Raw genomic sequence first — 16,458 nt, forward strand, 5'->3', positions numbered from 1 at the left:
GGGGCGATGGGTGGCACGGGGGCGATGGACGGGACTCGCGCGCCTTCGTAGCTTCCGCCGAAACGGGCGGGCGGATTGAGCTGCAGGTTCGCCCAGTAGAATGACCGACTGTGACTGTGAAGCCCCGCATCCCGAACGTCCTGGCCGGCCGCTACGCCTCCGTGGAGCTGGCCGCCCTGTGGTCCCCCGAGCAGAAGGTCAAGCTGGAGCGTCAGCTCTGGCTGGCCGTGCTGCGTGCGCAGAAGGACCTCGGGATCGAGGTGCCCGAGCAGGCGCTCGCCGACTACGAGCGCGTGCTCGACCAGGTCGACCTGGCCTCGATCGCCGAGCGCGAGAAGGTCACCCGGCACGATGTGAAGGCGCGGATCGAGGAGTTCAACGCCCTCGCCGGCCATGAGCACGTCCACAAGGGCATGACCTCCCGTGACCTCACGGAGAACGTCGAGCAGCTGCAGATCCGGCTCTCCCTGGAGCTGATGCGGGACCGTACCGTCGCCGTCCTGGCCCGGCTCGGCAAGCTGTCCGCCGAGTACGGCGAGCTGGTGATGGCGGGCCGTTCGCACAACGTCGCCGCCCAGGCCACCACCCTCGGCAAGCGCTTCGCGACCGGCGCCGACGAACTCCTCGTCGCGTACGGCCGTCTCGAGGAGCTGCTCGGCCGCTACCCGCTGCGCGGCATCAAGGGCCCGGTCGGCACCGCCCAGGACATGCTCGACCTGCTCGGCGGCGACGCCGGCAAGCTGGCCGATCTGGAGCAGCGCATCGCGGGGCACCTCGGCTTCGGTCAGGCCTTCACCTCCGTCGGCCAGGTCTACCCGCGCTCCCTGGACTACGAAGTCGTCACCTCGCTCGTGCAGCTCGCGGCCGCCCCGTCCTCGCTCGCCAAGACCATCCGTCTGATGGCCGGGCTCGAACTGGTCACCGAGGGCTTCAAGCCGGGCCAGGTCGGCTCGTCGGCGATGCCGCACAAGATGAACACCCGCTCCTGCGAGCGCGTCAACGGCCTCATGGTCATCCTGCGCGGCTACGCCTCGATGACGGGCGAGCTGGCCGGTGACCAGTGGAACGAGGGTGATGTCTCCTGCTCGGTGGTGCGCCGGGTCGCGCTGCCGGACGCGTTCTTCGCGCTCGACGGTCTCCTGGAGACCTTCCTGACGGTGCTCGACGAGTTCGGCGCGTTCCCCGCGGTCGTCGCCCGTGAGCTGGACCGCTACCTGCCCTTCCTCGCCACCACCAAGGTCCTGATGGGCGCGGTGCGCGGCGGCGTGGGCCGCGAGGTCGCGCACGAGGCCATCAAGGAGCACGCGGTCGCCTCGGCGCTCGCGATGCGCGAGCAGGGCGCGGAGCGCAATGAGCTGCTCGACAAGCTGGCCGCCGACGAGCGGATCCCTCTGGACCGCGCGCAGCTGGACGAACTGATGGCGGACAAGCTGTCGTTCACGGGTGCGGCCGCCGACCAGGTCGGTGTGGTGGTCGGTCGGATCGACGCGCTCGTCAAGCAGCACCCGGAGGCGGCCGCGTACACGCCGGGCGCGATCCTCTGACCCGGTACTGCCGCGCATGACCCGCTACAGCCGCGAAGAGCTCGAGGCCGCCCGTGGCCGCATCGTCGACGATGTGGTGGCGGGCGGTCTTCGGGTGCTGTTCTGCGGGATCAACCCCGGTCTCCTGACGGCGGCTTCGGGCTTCCACTTCGCCCGCCCGGGCAACCGGTTCTGGCCCGTGCTCCATCTGTCGGGCTTCACCCCGCGACAGCTGCACCCTTCCGAGCAGCGGGAGTTGCTCTCGTACGGACTCGGCATCACCAATGTCGTCGCGCGGGCGACGGCGCGGGCCGATGAGCTGACGCCCCAGGAGTACGTGGAGGGCGGCCGCATCCTCGAGGCGAAGGTCGAGCGATTGGCGCCGCAGTGGCTCGCGGTGGTGGGCGTGACCGCGTACCGGGCGGCGTTCGGCGAGCGCACCGCGAAGATCGGGCCGCAGGAGCGGACGATCGGCGGCAGCCGGGTGTGGGTGCTGCCCAACCCCAGTGGCCTGAACGCGCATTGGACGGCGCAGACGATGGCCGAGGAGTACGGGCGGCTGCGGGAGGCGGCCGGCTGAGGGCCGCGCCGGCAGTCCGGGTACGCGCCGGTGGGGCTCGGCCGGTGCAGAACGCGTGCGGGTGCTCTGCGGCAAACCGGGTCGACATGGATCAGTGCGGTACCCGATCATGCGTGCATGCCCCTCACCGAGACGCTTGCGAGAGTCGACGCGGACCTGGCCGCCGGCCGGGTTCCCGTCGCGCGCCAGCGTTTGCGCGGCCTCGTCTCCTCCTTTCCGTACGACCTGATGCTCCGCCGGCGTCTGGGCGGGGTGTACCGGCTCTATGGCGATGCCGCCCAGGCCGGACGCTGGATGTACCTCGAAGAGGACCGCGACGCCGACGAGACCGCCGCCTTCGAGACGCGCTACAGGTCCGGCGCCCATCGGATGAAGGCACTCGCCTGGCACGGACCCGAGACCATGGCCGGCACCTCCTTCGCCGAGGGGCAGTTGGTCGCGGTGCGTACCGCCTGCGCCGAGGACCTGGGGCATCCCGTCGACTGGGACGACCCCGCCTCCTACAAGGACGGCCTCGGGGAGGAGTCCGAATCGGCTTCCGGCCCGTGGACGGCCGGCGGTGTGATGACGGGCCTGGGATGCCTGTTGGCGGTCCTCGCGTTCTTCGCGATCTGGGTGCACGGACTCGTCGCCCTGTTCGACTGACCTGGCCCGCCAAGGTGAGGGGCACCGCTCAAGGGGACACTGCTCAGGGCGGGTTTGCGGTGGTGACCAAGGCCAGAAGGCGTGCGGGACGGTCGTGGGTGGCGCCGAGGGCCAGCCAACGGTCGCGGGCACGCCAGATGTCGACCTCGGCCACCAGGGTGGCGAGGAAGGCCCAGGATTCGGGTATCTCCCCCGCCAGGTCCCGCAGGCCGAGGCGCACCGGCTCGCCCCACCGCTTCGCGAGCGGGACCACGAGTGAGTCGTGGGCGGCCGGCGCCGCGTCGCGTGCCAGCTCGGCTATGCGGTAGCCCGGTCCGCACGCGCCGGGGCCGGAGCCGCCGTGCTCCGTGTCGAGGACGTGGGAGCACAGCAGATCCAGCGCTGCCAACTGATCGTGCAGCAGACGCACTTCGGAGTTCGTCGGCGGGTGCGGCTCGGGCCGCGGTGCGGCGGTCATGCGTCCAGTAGAGCAACCGCCACTGACAACGGGCGCCGCTCAGGCGTCCCTGCGCCGCACCGCCCACCACCCGGCGCCCACCGCGGCCGCCGCCCACAGCGCGGTGACGCCCAGTCCCGGCCAGGGGCCGAGGCTGCCGTCGTAGTCGGAGTGGAGCACCACCTGGCCGGCGCGGTCCGGCAGGAACTCGGCGACTCCCGCGTTCATGTCGCCGATGACGAAGCCCACGATGAGGACGAAAGGGATCAGCAGGCTCAGGACGGCGACGCCGCTGCGCAGCAAGGCCGTGAGTCCGCTCGCGAACAGGGCCATGAGCGCCAGGTAGATGCCGGCGCCCACACAGGCGCTCAGCGCCCCCTCGTCGCCCAGGCCGATCGCGTACTCGCCCATGAAGAGCTGGCCGACGAGGAAGGTGGCGAAGGACGTGATCAGACCGAGGACCAGTGCCGCCGCGCCGATCACCGCGGTCTTGGCCGCGTAGAAGAGGCCTCTGCGCGGCACGGCGGCGAGCGAGACCCGCAGCGCACCGTGGGCGAACTCGGAGGAGAACGCGGTGGCGCCGAAGCTGATGGCCGCGATCTGGGCGAAGTTGATCGCGTAGAAGGCGCTGAACAGCGCGTCGTACTCCGGGTTGTCGGCCTCGGCCTGGCCGATCAGCGGGAAGGCGAGCAGCGTGATGGCGAGGGTCGCGACCAGCACGGAGAGCAGGGAGCCCCAACTGGCGCGTACGGAACGGATCTTGATCCATTCGGAGCGCAGGACGGCGGAGGTGGTCATGGTGAGGTCTCCTCGGCGGGGAGTCGGTCGGCTGACGACGGTTGGCGTCGGTCGGTCGGCGTCGGTCGGTCGGCGTCGGTCGACGTCAGGGGCGGGCGGGAGCCGCGGCGAACTCGGTGTCCTGTGCGGTGAGGGCGAGATAGGCCTGCTCCAAGGAGGCCTGCTCGTCGGCGAGTTCGAGGATCGCCACACCTTCGCGGGCCGCGAGCGCGCCGATGTCCTCGGCCTTGGCGTCCTCGACGGTGAGCTTCCCGTCCTCGGCGAACTCGGCGACGTATCCCTGCTCGACCAGGGCCTGCCGCAGCCGCGTCTGCTCGGTGCTGCGCACCCGTACGCGGGCGTGGCTGTGCTCGTCGAGGAACTCGCGCATCGGAGTGTCCGCGAGAAGCCGGCCGCGGCCGAGGACGACAAGGTGGTCGGCGAAGGCGGCCGTCTCGTTCATCAGATGGCTGGAGACCAGCACGGTGCGGCCTTCGCGGGCGAGGCGCCGCAGGAGTTCGCGGATCCAGATGATGCCTTCGGGGTCGAGCCCGTTGGACGGCTCGTCCAGCATGATCACGGGCGGGTCGCCGAGCAGTGCGGCGGCGATGCCGAGGCGCTGGCGCATGCCGAGCGAGTACGTCTTGATACGGCGGCCTGCCGCGGAGGCGAGGCCGGACTCCTCCAGGACCTCGTCGACGCGCCGCACCGGCAGGCCGTTGCTGACCGCGAGAGCGCGCAGATGGTTGCGGCCGGTGCGGGAGGCGTGCGCGTTCTGGGCGTCGAGCAGGGCGCCGACCTCGCGCAGCGGATCGGAGAGCGAGGCGTACGTGCGGCCGCCGACCGTGGCCGTACCGGAGGTCGGGCGGTCCAGGCCCAGGACGAGCCGCATGGTGGTGGACTTCCCGGCGCCGTTGGGGCCGAGGAACCCGGTGACCTTGCCCGGTGCGACGGTGAACGTGAGGTGGTCGACGGCGCGGGTGCTGCCGTACTCCTTGGTGAGTGCTGCGACCTCGATGCTTGTCATGGCTCCAGCCTCGACAAACGGCGACTCCATGACCTCCCCCGGCCGTGGGGATCTCCTCCCCCGCACGGGGGAACCGCCTGTCGCGGGCGGCTGGCACGATGGCCGCATGCCTCGATTCCTGCGACCGCTGACCCGTGCGGTGACGTATACGCGCTGGGTGCATCTGGTCGTGGGGGCGGTGCCCACCGTGATCGGGTCGTTCATCGTCGGGGTGCACACCGACTCCGTCGCGCACTGGCTGTTTCTCGCGTTGCTGCCGATCCCGCTGGTGGCGGCGGCCGGCCTGGTGCCCGCGATGCGCCTGGCCGAGGGGCTTCAGGCCAGGCTGATGCTGTTCCCGGGACGGCACGCACGCCAAGGCGACGAGAACGCCCCGGAACCGGTCATCGTGGCGCGTCCCGCGCAGACATGGCGCGACCGCGGAGTCACCGCGCTGTGGATGGTGCTCCGCCTCGAAGCGGGAAGCGCGATGGCCTGGCTGTCCATCCAGGCGGGCGCGGCCACGCTGTCGTTCGCCGGCGCCATGGTCGGCGACGACCCCGGTGGCGACTACGTGTTCACCACGCACGGCTCCCACTGGTCCTATCTGTTCCTGGTACCGGTGCCGCTGCTCGTCCTCGTGTTCGTGACGGCGGGTGCGGGCGCGCTCATGGCCAGGACAGCCCTGCGCATGCTCGGCCCCTCCCCCGCCGAACGCCTCGCCGCCCTGGAGGAACGCACCGAGCAGCTGCTCGAGCACAACCGCATCGCCCGCGAGCTCCATGACTCGATCGGCCACGCGCTGACCGTGGCCGTCGTCCAGGCAGGGGCGGCACGCGCCGCGAACAGCCCCGCGTTCACCGATCAGGCGCTGGCCGCGATCGAGGACACCGGCCGCGCGGCGCTGGAGGACCTGGAGCGGGTCCTGAAGGTGCTGCGCGAACCGAGCGAGCCCGCGCACCGCAGGCCCACGCTCGCCGAGGCCGACCGGCTCCTGGATTCGGCGCGGGCCTCGGGCGCGAAGGTCGACGCGGAGATCACCGGACCGCTCGACCGGCTGCCGGGACCGGTGACGCGCGAGGCGTACCGCATCCTGCAGGAGGCACTCACCAATGTGCTGCGGCATGCGGGCGCCGTGCCGGTCACCGTGCGGATCACGGCCGACGAGCGCCGGCTGCTCCTGACCGTGACCAATCCGCTGGACGGCAGCTCCCTCGGCGCCGGCAGCGGTTCGGGGCTGCGCGGTATCCGCGAACGCGCCACGTTGCTCGGCGGCCGCGCGACGGCCGGTCCCGGGGACGGCGAGTGGCAGCTCACGGTCGATCTCCCGGTGTCCTGAGGAGGATCCCTCCCGGCGTCCTGAGGAGGATCCGAGGAGGATCGATGGGTGATCCATGGGTGATCGAAGGGTGATCCAAAAGGGCTGCGCACCACCCCCTAAGCTGGCCGGATGCCGATCACCGTCCTGCTCGTCGACGACGAACCCCTGGTGCGCGCCGGTCTGCGCGCCGTGCTCGAGGCGCAGCCGGACATCGAGGTGGTCGGCGAGGCCGCGGACGGCGCCGCGGTGGTGCCGCTGGTCCGCTCGCTGCGGCCGGATGTCGTGGCGATGGATGTACGGATGCCGCTGCTCGACGGCATCGAGGCCACCCGAGCGGTCCTTCGCTCCGTGGACGCGCCACCCAAGATCCTTGTGGTGACGACCTTCGAGAACGACGAGTACGTGTACGACGCCCTGCGCGCCGGCGCCGACGGCTTTCTGCTCAAGCGCGCGCGGCCCGCGGAGATCGTGCACGCCGTGCGGCTTGTCGCGGAGGGCGAGTCGCTGCTCTTCCCGGCGGCGGTGCGCTCGCTTGCGGCGGAGTACGGCAGCGAGCCGGCGCGTGCGGCCCTGGAGCGGGCGGCGCTCACCGAACGCGAGGCGGCCGTGCTGCGCCTCATGGCCCGCGGGATGTCCAACGCCGAGATCGCGGCCGATCTGGTCGTGGGTGCGGAGACGGTGAAGTCCCATGTCAGCGCCGTACTGGCGAAGTTGGGGGCGCGGGATCGCACCCAGGCGGTGATCGCCGCGTACGAGTCGGGGTTCGTGTCGCCCGGCTGATCACTTCTCCGGGCCTTCGGGCCACCGAATGTGGGCCTCCGGACACTCGCCGTGGCCACGCCGCGGCGAGTACGATCCGGCCAGGCAGGTCGCAGAGCAGGAAGGACGTACGTTGAGCCGGTTGACCGGCGGGGATCCCTCGCTGCTACGACGGATCAACTCGGCCGTGGTGCTGCACGCCCTGCGCAACGCCGACTCCGCGACGCTCACCGAGATCACCCGGATCACGGGCCTGTCCCGCCCCACCGTCGAGGGTGTGGTCGAGGGCCTGATCGAGGCGGGACTCGTCGTCGAGGCCCCCGTCGAGGAGGGTGCGGCCCGGCGGCAGGGCCGGCCGGCCCGCCGCTTCCGCTTCCGTGCCGAGGCCGGGCATCTGCTCGGCCTGGAGATCGGCCCGCACCGGGTGGCCGCGGTCCTGTCGGACCTGGACGGCAAGGTGCTCGGTGCCAACCACAAGCAGGTCGACGAGGTCGCCTCGTCCGACGAACGTCTGGAGCGGCTGCGCACCTGCGTGGCCGAGCTGCTGCGCCGTGCCGGCATCGCCCGTGACGCGCTGCGCGCCGTCGGCGTGGGCAGCCCCGGCATCGTGGAGGCGGACGGCACCGTACGGCTCGGTACGGCGCTGCCCGGCTGGACGGGACTGCCGCTCGGCGAGCGGCTGCGCCGTTCCTTCAAGTGCCCGGTCCTGGTGGAGAACGACGCCAACACGGCGGCGGTCGCCGAGCATTGGAAGGGCGCGGCCCGCGATTCCGACGACGTGGTGTTCGTGCTCGCCGGTCTCAGCCCGGGTGCGGGCTCGCTGATCGGCGGCCGGCTGCATCGCGGCTTCGGGGGTGCGGCGGGCGAGATCGGTGCGCTGCATCTGCTCGGCCGCGACGTCACGCCCGAGACGTTGCTCTCCACGACGGACGAGCCGCTGCACCCGCTCGACGAGCAGGCGGTCACCGAAGTGTTCCAGCACGCCCGCGAGGGCGATGTGGGCGCGAAGGCGGCGGTGGAGCGGTACATCCAGCGGCTTGTCCACGATGTGGCGGCGCTGGTCCTTGCCCTGGATCCGGAGCTGGTGGTGATCGGCGGCTGGGCCGCGGGCCTCGACGGCGTACTGGAGCCGCTGCGCCGGGAGTTGGCCCGCTACTGTCTGCGTCCGCCGCGGGTGGCGCTGTCGATGCTGGGCGAGGCGGCGGTGGCGACGGGCGCGCTGCGGCTCGCGCTCGATCACGTGGAGGAAGAGCTGTTCGCGGTGGAGGGGACAGTGACCGGCCGCTAGGCGTGCGGCTTCGATGCGCGTGGCGAGTGGCTCCGATGCGCGTGACATAACGTGTCCGATATGTCTGCTATCGCTACGGTCGCCGTAGTTGCGCTCGCCCTTCTCCACGTCTACATCCTGATTCTGGAGATGTTCCTGTGGACGGGCCCTCGCGCCCGGGCCGCCTTCGGTACGACGGAGGAGTTCGCGGCCGCGACCAAGGCGATGGCCGCCAACCAGGGCCTGTACAACGGATTCCTGGCAGCCGGACTCCTGTGGGGAGCTTTCGCCTCCGATCCGGTCGGATTCCAGGTACGGGTCTTCTTCCTGGCCTGCGTCGCCGTCGCCGGGCTGTACGGCGCCGCGACGGCATCCCGCAAGATCCTCTTCGTGCAGACGGTGCCCGCCCTGGCGGTCTTCGCCCTGGTGCTGCTGGCTCGCTGAAACTGCGGTGCGCACGGTCGAGCACCCCGGTTCGGACCATCCTTCAGCGCCCTCGACCGACCGCCAGCGTCAGTTCGAGGACCCGCTGTGGCGAGGCGAGATCCGGAAACAGCTCCCGCAGCTGCGACATCCGGTACCGGACCGTCTGAGGGTGGACGAACAGCGCCGCCGCCACCTCGTCCCGCCTGCCCTGGTGCAGCAGCCATGCCCGCAACGTCTCCTCCAGCTTCCGTGCGGTCGCGGCAGGCAAGGTCTGCAACGGTGCGAGGGCTCGGGTACGCAGGTCGGCGAACGCCTCCGCGTCGGCGCTCAGTACCAGCTCGGGCAGGTGGTCCTCGGTGTCGCGAATATCGGAGGAGAGGGAGCGTGCGCGTACGGCTCGTGCGTACGAGGCGGAGGCACGCGTCCATGGCCGGGCCGGGCCGACCACGGCGGCGCGGTCGGTCAGCTGCCGCAGGAGGTGAGCGCGGTCGGCATCGGGGACGAGCAGCACACCGGTGGCATCCGGCAGATCGTCGAGGACGAGGGCGCTCGGGTCGAGCACGCGGTAGGCAGGCCGGGCCTGGGCCGCGGGCAGCAGGACCGCCGTCAGGGAAACCGGCGGCTGCCACCCGGCCCGTTGAGCAGAGGCAAGGAGCACGTCCGGGCTCGCGTCGGCGAGGAGGTCGCGGGCCAGTTGTTCCAGGTGACGTTCGTGGGCCCTTCCCCGGGCGGCCAGTTCGTCGGCGTGGCCGGCGGCGCTCGCGGCGGAGAGCTCGTCGATGTACGCGAAGGTCAGCTCCGCGAACTTGGCGACCTCGGCGGCGGGCAGACCCGCAGGTACAGCGCCCGCTGCCAGGCATCGCCAGGCCACACGGGCGCCGACGCGGTAGGCGCTGAGCAGGGCGTCCATCGAACGGCCGTCGCGCACCTCGCCGCGGCCCAACTCGTAGGCCGCGTCACCGCCGTCACCGCCTGTGGCCTTCCCGCTGGCGAGGTCCAGGTAGTGCCCGAGGGCAGTGCGGACGGCCCCACGGATGGTGCCGCCCATGCGGCCAGAAAGGGCGTTGGCGTAGGAAGGGACCTCGTCGATGATCGCCTGGACGACCTCGTCGGCGGTGGTCTTCAGCGCGGCCCGCAGTGCGGTGACGGTCGTCTCATCCAGGGCCAGTTCGCTGGCCCTCCGGGCTGCATGGCTCATGTTTTTGTTCCCTGCGCATAGTTCTGCCGACCAGATTCACGTCCTGCGGTCAGGACTTTACGCCTTGAGGCACAGCAAGGTGGAGTCATGACGAGTACAGCCCTCCGCAGCAGGGCGTGGAAACTTCTGGAGATGGTCACGACGCCACTGCTGCCGTCGGACTACCTCGACCTGGTCAGCCCGCTGCGTGCGGGCGCCGACCTACGTGGGCGCATCGAAGCCGTGCACCCCGAGACGGGTGACGCCGCGACGATCGTGATCAGGCCGGGACGAGGCTGGCGCGGCCACACAGCCGGCCAGTACGTACGGATCGGGGTCGACGTCGACGGGGTGCTCCTGTGGCGTGCCTACTCCCTCACCTCACCGACCGACCGCCAAGACGGCCGCGTCACGATCACCGTGAAGGCGATCCCGGACGGCAAGGTCAGCAACCACCTGGTGCGCAGGGCGAAGCCGGGCACACTGATCCGGCTCGACCAGCCGACCGGCGACTTCGTACTGCCGCGGGCCAAGCCCGCCAAGGTGCTCTACCTGACGGCCGGCAGCGGCATCACGCCCGTGATGGGCATGCTGCGCGACACCGCATTCGACGACGTCGTCATGGTCCACTGCGCGCCCCGGCCGCAAGACGTGATCTTCCGCAACGAACTGCACGGCCTGGTCGCGGACAAGAAGCTGCGGCTCACCGAGGTGCACACCGAGACGGACGGCATGCTCGACATCGCCCGTCTCGACGCACTCGTACCCGACTGGACCGAGCGCGAGACCTGGGCCTGCGGGCCCGCGGGTCTGCTCGACGCCGCCGAAAAGCACTGGGCCGACCACGGCGTCCCGGACCGCCTGCACACCGAACGCTTCCGCCCCACCGTCGTCGTCACCGGCGAAGGCGGCGAGGTCACCTTCAGCACCACCGGCAAGGCCGTGGACGCCGATGGCGCCACGCCGTTGCTGGACATCGGAGAGGAGGCCGGCGTGCTCATGCCCTCCGGCTGCCGCATGGGCATCTGCTTCGGCTGTGTCACGCCGCTCAAGGCGGGCGCCGTACGCGACCTGCGCACCGGCGAGATCACCGAGGCCGAGCCGGGCGTCCTCATCCAGACCTGCGTGTCCGCCGCGGCGGGCCCCTGCGACATCGAACGGTAGGAGCACCTTGACCGCCATCGACCCCACCGCCCACCTGACCGCGGAGCAGATCGAAGAGCTGGGCCGCGAGCTGGACGCGATCCGCGACGAGGTGATCGCCGCCCGCGGCGAGAAGGACGCCGCCTACATCCGCAAGGTCATCGCGGCGCAGCGCAAGCTCGAACTGGCCAGCAGGGGCGTTCTGCTGTTCTCGATCTTCCCGCCCGCATGGCTGCTCGGCACCGCCGGGCTGTCCGTGGCGAAGATCATGGACAACATGGAGATCGGCCACAACATCCTGCACGGCCAGTGGGACTGGATGCGGGACCCGAAGATCCACTCCACCACCTGGGAGTGGGACCACGTCTCGCCGTCCGAGCAGTGGAAGCACTCGCACAACGAGCTGCACCACACGTACACCAACGTGATCGGCAAGGACAACGATCTCGGCTACGGCATCATGCGCGTCGACGAGGACCAGAAGTGGCACCCGTTCCACCTCGGTCAGCCGCTGTGGAACTTCCTCAACGCCTGCTTCTTCGAGTACGGCATCGCCGCCTACGACCTGGAGCTCGGCAAGAACCTGAGCAAGCGCCGCCGCAAGAACCCGGAGTTCCGCGAGCGGGCCAGGGCCGTGGGCCGGAAGATCCGCAAGCAGGTGCTCAAGGATTACGTGATCCACCCGCTGCTTTCGGGCCCGTCGTTCCTCCCCACGCTCGCCGCCACGTTCACCGCGAACCTGGTCCGCAACATCTGGACCCACTCGGTGATCATGTGCGGGCACTTCCCCGAGGGCGTACAGGTCTTCGAGCGCCGGTCGATCAACGGCGAGACGCGCGGCCAGTGGTACCTGCGCCAGATGATGGGCTCGGCGAACATCAGCGGCAGCAAGGCCATGCACTTCATGACCGGCAACCTGTCGCACCAGATCGAGCACCACCTGTTCCCGGATCTGCCGAGCAACCGGTACGCCGAGGTCGCGGTGAAGGTGCGCGCGCTGTTCGAGAAGTACGAGCTGGAGTACGTCACCGGCCCGCTGCCCAAGCAGGTGTTCTCCGCGTGGCACAAGGTCTTCCGGCTCTCGCTGCCGAACAAGGAGCAGCCCAAGCCCAAGGTCGAAACGCCGGACCGCGAGCGGGAGCTCGTCGCCGTCTGAGGCCCGTTCCTGGTGTGGCTGTTACACCTCAAGACCCGCTCGCCGTCACCCTCGCGACCCGCCGGTCACACGACCGGGCCCGCCGCGGAGGGGGCGACGGGCCGGGTCTGCGGGGTCTCCGTCAGGAGGCCCTGCGCTCCTGTTCGGAGTGGAACTCCACATCGCCGCCGAACGTCAGGCGGCAGGTGTCGGCGCGGTACGTGGCCACCGACACCGCGGCGGTGCGCCCGCCGTGGCCGAAGTAGCGGGTGGTCACCAGGAGCACGGGTGCACCGGGCAGCCGGTCGAGCTGCCGGGCGTCGTCGGCGCGTGCCGAGCCCAGCTCGACCGCGCGGTCCTCGCCCTCGAAGCCGAGCAGCTGCAGTTCGCGCAGCACGACGCGGGCGCGGGTGACGCCGTCCGGAATGTCTATGGCCGACAGGTCGGGCACCGACGCGGCCGGCACGTAGAGCAGGTCGGCGGCGACGGGCTGTCCGCTGTACATCCGCGAGCGGCGCAGCACGTGGACGGCCTCGTCGGCTCCCGTGCCGAGCAGTTCGGCGACCACGGCGGGCGGGATCTCCTGCGTGCAGTCGGCGGGCTGCCAGGCGTCGCCGGAGCTGCCGGGCCAGCCGTTTCCGGCGGCTCCGACGGCCACGCCCATACGGGGCGGGGCGACCGTGGTGCCGACGCCGCGGCGCCGCTGCAGCCGGCCTTCGAGTTCGAGCTGTTCCAGTGCCTGGCGCAACGTCGCGCGGGCGACGCCGAAACGGGCCGCCAGATCACGCTCGTTGGGAAGAATCTCGCCGACCGCGAACTCGGAGTCCAGCGCCTCACCGATCACGGTTTTGAGGTGCCAGTACTTCGTCTCCGGTGCCGTCTCCAGCTGCGTGGTCCCCACCCTGATCCTCCGCATTCGCCCTGGCGTAAATGCCCAGCCACTGGCGGCTTTTACGTGCCCTTGTTTATTAAAGGTTCCTGCACTATCCGCGACGATAGGGCTGCGCACACCCTTGGTCAAGACCAATCCTCGCTCCGTTACAGAGCGCAGCGCTCCGCTCTCATGAGGTGTTCACGAGCTTGTCGCGCACAGGAAAGCCCCCGCCACGGAAGGCGGGGGCTTTTCAGCAAAGGGGACTTGGCGCCCGTATCGGAGAATCCCGGCAATCAGTCCTTGTCGTCCACGAGGAGGGAATCCAGCTTGTCGGGATTGCGCTGGATGTACACGCATCGGACGAGGCCGTCGGCGATGTCGAGCTGCATCATCACGTCGACCTTGCCGTCGATGATCCCCAACAGGGCCGGTCCGCCGTTGAGTTCGACGATGCGGTACTCGTCCAGGGCCGCGCCGGTCTGCCCGGCGACGCCGTGCAGGAAGCGGCCGACCTTGTCCGCGCTCTCCAGGACGCGCAGCGGCGCCTTGGACTTGCCTCCGCTGTCGCCCACGAGGCGTGCGTCGGGCGCGAGCATGCCGATCAGTCCGTCGAGGTCGCCCGCGCCGGCGGCGGCGAGGAACCGCTCGGTGAGCGTGCGGCGTTCAACCGGGTCGACGTCGTAGCGGGGTTTGCGTTCGTCGACGTGTTTGCGGGCGCGGCCCGCCAGCTGGCGTACCGCCGCCTCGGAGCGGTCGAGGGTCTCGGCGATCTGTGCGAACGGGAAGCCGAAGGCCTCGCGCAGCACGAACACCGCACGCTCAAGCGGCGAGAGCGACTCGAGGACCACCAGGACGGCGAGGGAGACGGAGTCCGCGAGTACCGCTTGTTCGGCGGTGTCGGGCACCTTGTCCCCGAACTCGGTATAGACCGGCTCCGGCAGCCAGGGTCCGACATAGGCCTCGCGCCGCGACTGCGCCTGCCGCAGCCGGTCGATGGCGAGCCTGGTGGTGATCCGCACCAGGAAGGCACGCGCGTCCTTCACTTCGGTACGGTCCGCCGCCGACCAGCGCAGCCAGGCCTCCTGGACCACGTCCTCGGCGTCCGCCACGCGCCCGAGCATGCGGTAGGCGACGCCGGTCAGGACCGGCCGCCGGGCTTCGAATTCGTCCACAAGAGTGTCGGTCGGCACCGTTCCATCCCACCTGACGCCATGCGCCTGTGTCCAGCCGGGGTCCGGCCGGAGCCCAACAGGGGGTTACCCAACAGTAGTTGTTGCTGACAGACTGTCTAGGAGCTTCCGGTTGTCCTGGAGCGTCCAGCGCCACCGCCGTGTTGTCCACCGACGAGGAGCAGCATGTCCGCCACCGTCACCTTCAGCGTCGACTCCGCCCAGGGCCCGAAGGATGTGAGCGTCGTCTACCGGCGCGGGGGTTCGGGGGATCCGGTACTTCTGCTGCACGGCATCGGGCACCACCACCAGGCCTGGGACCCGGTGTTCGGGATCCTCGCGGCCGAGCGTGACGTGATCGCCGTGGATCTGCCGGGGTTCGGCGCCTCGCCCGCGCTGCCCGACGGTTTCGCGTACGACCTCGCGAACTTCGTCCCCGCGCTCAACGCCCTGTGCAAGGCCCTCGACATCGAACGGCCGCATGTGGTGGGCAATTCGCTGGGCGGTCTGCTGGCGCTCGAGATGGGCCGCGAGAAGCTCGTACGGTCGGTGACCGCGCTGTCGCCGGCCGGATTCTGGACCCGGGCCGAGCAGCGCTACGCCTTCGGCACGCTGCTTGCGATGCACCGCGGCGCCAAGCTGCTCCCGCTGCCGGCGATCGAGCGGCTCTCCCGCTCCGCGGTCGGTCGGGCCGCCCTCACCAGCGCCATCTATGCGCGGCCCGGGCGCCGTTCACCCGAGGCGGTGGTCGCCGAGACCCTGGCGCTGCGCGAGGCCACGGGCTTCCACGCGACGCTGGCCGCCGGGCGCGGCCTCCGGTGGATCGACGACGTCGACTCCGTCCCGGTCACCATCGGCTGGGGTACCCGGGACCGGCTGCTGCTGCGCCGCCAGGGAGTGCGGGCCAAGCGGGCGATACCCGGCGCCCGCCTCATCGCCCTCAGGGGGTGCGGTCACGTGCCGATGAACGACGACCCGGCCCTCGTGTCCCGGGTGGTCCTCGACGCCAGCTCCTGACGGGACGGCCGCCTTCGCGAACACCCCCGAGCCCAGGGCGACTCCGAGCCCGACGAGCACACTGCCGACCGCCTGCGCCGCGCCGTAGTGCCCCGTGCCGACCAAGGGCGCGGTCGCGGCGGCGGCCACGGGGATGAGGCCCGAGAAGAGCGTGGCCCGCTCGGCACCGATGCGCTGCATCCCCGCGTACCAGCAGACGAAACCGATCACGGTGACGATCACCGCCTGCCAGAGCAGAGCGGTCGCTTCGGCCCCGGTCGGTACGCGCAGAGCGTGGGTGCCCTGGCTCAGCAGGCCGATAAGCAGGGACTCGACGGCCGCGATCCCGCACACCGTCGCCGAGAGCAGCTTGGGGCCGAGCGGGCGTACCAGAGGTACGGCGATCACCGCGAAGCCGACCTCACCGAGCAGCGCGCACACCGAGAACGCGATCCCCGCGGCGTCGGTCCTGCCCCAGCCCTGCACCGTGAACGCCCCTGCCGCGACCAGCAGCGCGCCGTACAGGACGGGCTTTGTCGGCTTACGGGAGCCGAGCAGCGGGACGAGCACCGCCACGACCACCGGCGCGCAGCCCACGAACACACCGGGGACGGCGGGCTCGGCGGTGCGCTCGGCGTAGAGCACGGCCAGGTTGAAGCCGACCATGCCGACGGCCGCCAGCAGGGCGAGGCGTCCCCATTGGCGGCCGGTCAGGCGGCGCAGCGGTGCGAGGGCGCCGCGTCCGAGGAACGGAAGCAGCAGGAGACAGGCGAGCCCGTAGCGCAGGAACTGCCCTCCGGCGTACGGGTAGTCGCCGAGCACACTGTTCGCGGTGAACGAGGCGCCGACCAGGCAGCAGGCGAAGGCGGCGAGGAGGCTGCCGCGCGCGGTGGTGAGGTGTGGTGCGGTCATGCCGTTGACGCTAGAGAGCGAGGCGGTCCGCATTAAGGTCCACTTTCATGACGTCATCGGGGACCAATTCGCCTGCCGCTCAAGACGATGCGCGGGGCTGGACCACCGCCTGGGAACTGCTGCTGCCCGCCGCGGCCGCGCCCGCACGCTCGCGCGGCAAGGCGCTCCAGTCGGCGCTGCGCGAGGCTGTGCGTTCAGGCCGGCTCGCTCCCGGTACCAGGCTGCCGGCCAGCCGTGCGCTCGCCGGTGACCTGGGCGTCTCGCGCGGTCTGGTCACCGAGGCGTACGAGCAGTTGACGGCCGAGGGGTATC

17 protein-coding genes and 1 pseudogene are annotated in these 16,458 nt (G+C 70.9%); 11 read left to right on the plus strand and 7 right to left on the minus strand.

The genetic code is table 11. The features are described 5' to 3' along the window. Positions 1 to 110 precede the first annotated feature (110 nt). From purB to G6045_RS31155, 3 genes are all read left to right on the plus strand, one after another. Positions 111 to 1,544: an adenylosuccinate lyase gene (purB, locus tag G6045_RS31145; protein WP_165335508.1), complete on the plus strand. Its 1,434-nt coding sequence runs from the start codon at positions 111 to 113 to the stop codon at positions 1,542 to 1,544. Positions 1,545 to 1,560: 16 nt separating this feature from the next. Then, the gene (gene mug, locus G6045_RS31150; RefSeq protein WP_165335509.1) at positions 1,561 to 2,103 is read left to right on the plus strand and encodes a G/U mismatch-specific DNA glycosylase; all 543 of its coding nucleotides are present in this window, start codon (positions 1,561 to 1,563) and stop codon (positions 2,101 to 2,103) included. 117 nt (positions 2,104 to 2,220) lie between these two features. Continuing rightward, positions 2,221 to 2,748, plus strand: a complete 528-nt coding sequence (locus G6045_RS31155) for a DUF6584 family protein (RefSeq protein ID WP_165335510.1) — start codon at positions 2,221 to 2,223, stop codon at positions 2,746 to 2,748. 43 nt (positions 2,749 to 2,791) lie between these two features. On the opposite strand, the gene G6045_RS31160 is transcribed toward G6045_RS31155, so the two are convergent. The 3 genes from G6045_RS31160 to G6045_RS31170 all read right to left on the minus strand — a co-directional run bounded on the left by G6045_RS31160 (position 2,792) and on the right by G6045_RS31170 (position 4,988). Beyond that, positions 2,792 to 3,205: a hypothetical protein gene (locus G6045_RS31160; protein ID WP_165335511.1), complete on the minus strand. Its 414-nt coding sequence runs from the start codon at positions 3,203 to 3,205 to the stop codon at positions 2,792 to 2,794. Between the two features lie 39 nt (positions 3,206 to 3,244). Continuing rightward, a complete protein-coding gene (locus G6045_RS31165) occupies positions 3,245 to 3,982 on the minus strand; it encodes an ABC transporter permease (RefSeq protein ID WP_165335512.1) in 738 nt (245 codons plus the stop codon). Positions 3,983 to 4,067: 85 nt separating this feature from the next. Further along, on the minus strand, positions 4,068 to 4,988 hold the full coding sequence (locus G6045_RS31170) for an ABC transporter ATP-binding protein (RefSeq protein ID WP_165335513.1): 921 nt from the start codon (positions 4,986 to 4,988) through the stop codon (positions 4,068 to 4,070). A 106-nt stretch (positions 4,989 to 5,094) separates the two neighbouring features. Here G6045_RS31170 and G6045_RS31175 point away from each other — a divergent pair, with 106 nt between their 5' ends. From G6045_RS31175 to G6045_RS31190, 4 genes are all read left to right on the plus strand, one after another. Then, a complete protein-coding gene (locus tag G6045_RS31175; protein ID WP_165335514.1) occupies positions 5,095 to 6,306 on the plus strand; it encodes a sensor histidine kinase in 1,212 nt (403 codons plus the stop codon). A 111-nt stretch (positions 6,307 to 6,417) separates the two neighbouring features. Continuing rightward, positions 6,418 to 7,068, plus strand: coding sequence for a response regulator transcription factor (locus G6045_RS31180; RefSeq protein ID WP_165335515.1), 651 nt, complete (start codon positions 6,418 to 6,420; stop codon positions 7,066 to 7,068). 112 nt (positions 7,069 to 7,180) lie between these two features. Then, on the plus strand, positions 7,181 to 8,335 hold the full coding sequence (locus tag G6045_RS31185) for an ROK family transcriptional regulator (protein ID WP_165335516.1): 1,155 nt from the start codon (positions 7,181 to 7,183) through the stop codon (positions 8,333 to 8,335). Between the two features lie 60 nt (positions 8,336 to 8,395). Further along, positions 8,396 to 8,758, plus strand: a complete 363-nt coding sequence (locus G6045_RS31190; RefSeq protein ID WP_165335517.1) for a DUF1304 domain-containing protein — start codon at positions 8,396 to 8,398, stop codon at positions 8,756 to 8,758. A gap of 43 nt (positions 8,759 to 8,801) precedes the next feature. On the opposite strand, the gene G6045_RS31195 is transcribed toward G6045_RS31190, so the two are convergent. Then, positions 8,802 to 9,938, minus strand: coding sequence for a PucR family transcriptional regulator (locus G6045_RS31195; protein WP_165335518.1), 1,137 nt, complete (start codon positions 9,936 to 9,938; stop codon positions 8,802 to 8,804). An 87-nt stretch (positions 9,939 to 10,025) separates the two neighbouring features. On the opposite strand from G6045_RS31195, the gene G6045_RS31200 reads away from it, so the two are divergent. Continuing rightward, positions 10,026 to 11,081: a ferredoxin reductase gene (locus tag G6045_RS31200; RefSeq protein WP_165335519.1), complete on the plus strand. Its 1,056-nt coding sequence runs from the start codon at positions 10,026 to 10,028 to the stop codon at positions 11,079 to 11,081. A 7-nt stretch (positions 11,082 to 11,088) separates the two neighbouring features. Continuing rightward, on the plus strand, positions 11,089 to 12,216 hold the full coding sequence (locus G6045_RS31205) for a fatty acid desaturase family protein (protein ID WP_165335520.1): 1,128 nt from the start codon (positions 11,089 to 11,091) through the stop codon (positions 12,214 to 12,216). A gap of 121 nt (positions 12,217 to 12,337) precedes the next feature. On the opposite strand, the gene G6045_RS31210 is transcribed toward G6045_RS31205, so the two are convergent. Together G6045_RS31210 and sigJ are read right to left on the minus strand one after the other, a co-directional pair. Next, positions 12,338 to 13,096, minus strand: a complete 759-nt coding sequence (locus tag G6045_RS31210; protein WP_165335521.1) for a GntR family transcriptional regulator — start codon at positions 13,094 to 13,096, stop codon at positions 12,338 to 12,340. 266 nt (positions 13,097 to 13,362) lie between these two features. Next, positions 13,363 to 14,259, minus strand: a complete 897-nt coding sequence (gene sigJ / locus G6045_RS31215) for an RNA polymerase sigma factor SigJ (RefSeq protein WP_165335522.1) — start codon at positions 14,257 to 14,259, stop codon at positions 13,363 to 13,365. A gap of 165 nt (positions 14,260 to 14,424) precedes the next feature. On the opposite strand from sigJ, the gene G6045_RS31220 reads away from it, so the two are divergent. Beyond that, positions 14,425 to 15,255, plus strand: coding sequence for an alpha/beta fold hydrolase (locus G6045_RS31220; RefSeq protein ID WP_165335523.1), 831 nt, complete (start codon positions 14,425 to 14,427; stop codon positions 15,253 to 15,255). Between the two features lie 93 nt (positions 15,256 to 15,348). Here G6045_RS31220 and G6045_RS31225 read toward each other — a convergent pair. Further along, positions 15,349 to 16,179: pseudogene (locus tag G6045_RS31225) on the minus strand (DMT family transporter); the annotation flags it as partial. 14 nt (positions 16,180 to 16,193) lie between these two features. Between G6045_RS31225 and G6045_RS31230 the strand changes: the two are divergent. Then, positions 16,194 to 16,458, plus strand: a 265-nt coding sequence (locus G6045_RS31230; protein ID WP_165335524.1) for a GntR family transcriptional regulator, incomplete at its 3' end; no start/stop codon positions are given.

Source organism: Streptomyces mesophilus, assembly GCF_011044995.1.
Classification (GTDB): domain Bacteria; phylum Actinomycetota; class Actinomycetes; order Streptomycetales; family Streptomycetaceae; genus Streptomyces; species Streptomyces mesophilus.

What these genes read in the sequence shown, in the direction of transcription:
- G6045_RS31200 (WP_165335519.1), top strand. Translation starts at nt 10,026, where the DNA reads ATGACGAGTACAGCCCTCCGCAGCAGGGCGTGGAAACTTCTGGAGATG.
- G6045_RS31175 (WP_165335514.1), top strand. Translation starts at nt 5,095, where the DNA reads ATGCCTCGATTCCTGCGACCGCTGACCCGTGCGGTGACGTATACGCGC.
- G6045_RS31155 (WP_165335510.1), top strand. Translation starts at nt 2,221, where the DNA reads ATGCCCCTCACCGAGACGCTTGCGAGAGTCGACGCGGACCTGGCCGCC.
- G6045_RS31190 (WP_165335517.1), top strand. Translation starts at nt 8,396, where the DNA reads ATGTCTGCTATCGCTACGGTCGCCGTAGTTGCGCTCGCCCTTCTCCAC.
- mug (WP_165335509.1), top strand. Translation starts at nt 1,561, where the DNA reads ATGACCCGCTACAGCCGCGAAGAGCTCGAGGCCGCCCGTGGCCGCATC.
- G6045_RS31195 (WP_165335518.1), bottom strand. Translation starts at nt 9,938, where the DNA reads ATGAGCCATGCAGCCCGGAGGGCCAGCGAACTGGCCCTGGATGAGACG.
- G6045_RS31220 (WP_165335523.1), top strand. Translation starts at nt 14,425, where the DNA reads ATGTCCGCCACCGTCACCTTCAGCGTCGACTCCGCCCAGGGCCCGAAG.
- G6045_RS31180 (WP_165335515.1), top strand. Translation starts at nt 6,418, where the DNA reads ATGCCGATCACCGTCCTGCTCGTCGACGACGAACCCCTGGTGCGCGCC.
- G6045_RS31170 (WP_165335513.1), bottom strand. Translation starts at nt 4,988, where the DNA reads ATGACAAGCATCGAGGTCGCAGCACTCACCAAGGAGTACGGCAGCACC.
- G6045_RS31165 (WP_165335512.1), bottom strand. Translation starts at nt 3,982, where the DNA reads ATGACCACCTCCGCCGTCCTGCGCTCCGAATGGATCAAGATCCGTTCC.
- G6045_RS31160 (WP_165335511.1), bottom strand. Translation starts at nt 3,205, where the DNA reads ATGACCGCCGCACCGCGGCCCGAGCCGCACCCGCCGACGAACTCCGAA.